The sequence below is a fragment of the Enterococcus sp. 10F3_DIV0382 genome, from assembly GCF_002140245.1.
Taxonomy (GTDB): domain Bacteria; phylum Bacillota; class Bacilli; order Lactobacillales; family Enterococcaceae; genus Enterococcus_B; species Enterococcus_B lactis.
In genome coordinates this window covers 992,922-994,749 of record NZ_NGMF01000001.1, presented here as the reverse complement: position 1 = coordinate 994,749, position 1,828 = coordinate 992,922, and the positions used below count along the sequence as shown (strand labels likewise).

Annotated in this window: 3 protein-coding genes; all 3 read right to left on the bottom strand. The window is 27.9% G+C overall.

What is annotated here, in order from left to right; translation table 11 throughout:
• Nucleotides 1-340 (bottom strand): ATP-binding cassette domain-containing protein (locus A5849_RS04960; RefSeq protein ID WP_143353370.1); only part of this gene is annotated, 340 nt, incomplete at its 3' end.
• 131 nt (nt 341-471) lie between these two features.
• Entirely contained in the window at nt 472-684 is a 213-nt protein-coding gene (locus A5849_RS04955) for a hypothetical protein (RefSeq protein WP_002308423.1), read from the bottom strand.
• Between the two features lie 39 nt (nt 685-723).
• The coding region (locus A5849_RS15135; protein ID WP_256923977.1) for a hypothetical protein at nt 724-1,828 on the bottom strand (1,105 nt) is incomplete at its 5' end.

Genomic DNA, 1,828 nt, shown 5'->3' with positions numbered 1-1,828 from the left:
TTAATAATGTAATAATCTGGTTCTTATTGATTCCCTTATACATACTTTTTATAAATGCAAGGTACTCAAAACCTGTCAATTCCTCGATTAAGATAATTTCATCAGAAATATAGGCAAATCTATTTTTTATAGCATCATTATCAACATTTTGTCCAAATAAAGAAATACTTCCTTTGTCTTTCTTTATTATTCCGAGAATAGAATTTAGTAAAGTTGTTTTTCCTGAACCATTCGGTCCTGCCAAACAAAGAATTTCTCCTTTTGAAATTTGAAAAGAAATTTCTTTTACTCCATTTTCAGAGTTTTTGTATATTTTATTTAAATCATTAATAGCTAACATATTTTATCCTCTACATCCAATAGAATTGATTAAACAAAAGAAAAGCTATCCGATTAAATAAAGATATGGATAGCTTCTAACAAATTGCATACTTTCACATGGGCTAAATAAATGATCGTAGACAGTAATTGCTACTTACAGCCCAGTCTTACAGACCCACTTCCGTTTACATAACTCCAAGAACCAGTGAAACTCTTCCCTTTAGTCAAGCAATACAAAACACAAGCCGCAACAATTGTAACAGCAAGTAATAGAAGAATAGCAATTGCAACGGTATACCAAACAACTTGATCTTCTGCCAAATAAATATTTTGACTTGTAATAGTTGGTGCTGAATAATCCATAATAGAATCTCCTTTAATTTTTTTATCATTTCAAAACTACTAATCATTAGAATTTAGTAGTTCTGTAATAATCGTATGTCCGTCACCAAAGAAGGGCAATAAATTGATAATGTGAAACATAAAAATAAAAGCAGGTATTCTTATCCACAAATTATCTGATAAGAAATAGAGTAGAACACCTAAAAAGAAAACAAAAATCGCTCCTGAAAACGTAATGAGGATATTAGATTTTCTATCTAATACTTTTTCTCTAACAATTGACATAGATAAAGTTTTTATTGATAAATACCCGTGATTATGATGAGTGATCTTCCTATATAAAATCAAATGAGTGGTTTCATGAAGTATGATGCTCATTAGCAAAACGAGATAGGAAAAAGCTGGGAATAGAATCCATAAAAACTCTAAACGAATTTCTTGAAAAGATAAGAACAGAAAAAGTAAACATAATAAATTTACTCCACATACGAAAGTAATTATTGGGAAATTCTCTTTTAAAACATGAAAGCACACTTCCAAGAAAATTTTTAACGTTTTTTCATTGTAAATACTATGACTGGTTCGCAAATTTTTTTGAATTTTTTTAATACTACAAGAGATTTTTTCTTTAATAGAGGTTCTTTTAGGAAGTGTATAATTGATAATCCCCCTATTATTTAAGGCTTGTAGAAAAACTACTAGGTCTTTTTTTAAATTTTCTTTTGGCACATCAGGAAATTCTTCTTGAAACCATTGAAATAGTTCCTGTCTCTTATACACATCTTGATATTCATTTTTATCTTGAATGGAAGAAAGCAAAGCAAAACTATGGATACAAGCAATAAATATTACTAATTCTACTAAAACAAGAAGTAAAAGATTAACAGAAAAGGTATTCTCTAAAATAATATGGCCTAAAAATCCCAAGTTCCAGAATAAGATATTATAAGAAAATGTTTCGTAATTTAGTAAGATATTTTGAATATTTTCAAGCAAAGTAACAACAATTCTCAATATAATAATCGTTTGCACCAATAAAGAAACACTTTTAGCAAAGGGAATTTTCATGCGTATTCCTAAAAAAAATAAAATATTATAAGACAAATTCATTAATAAAGTGATAAATATTGATTGTAATAAGAAAATTCCTGCTATTCTTAATGAC

Excerpts from the sequence above, each read along its gene's own strand:
- A5849_RS04955 (WP_002308423.1), bottom strand. The coding sequence starts at position 684 with ATGGATTATTCAGCACCAACTATTACAAGTCAAAATATTTATTTGGCA.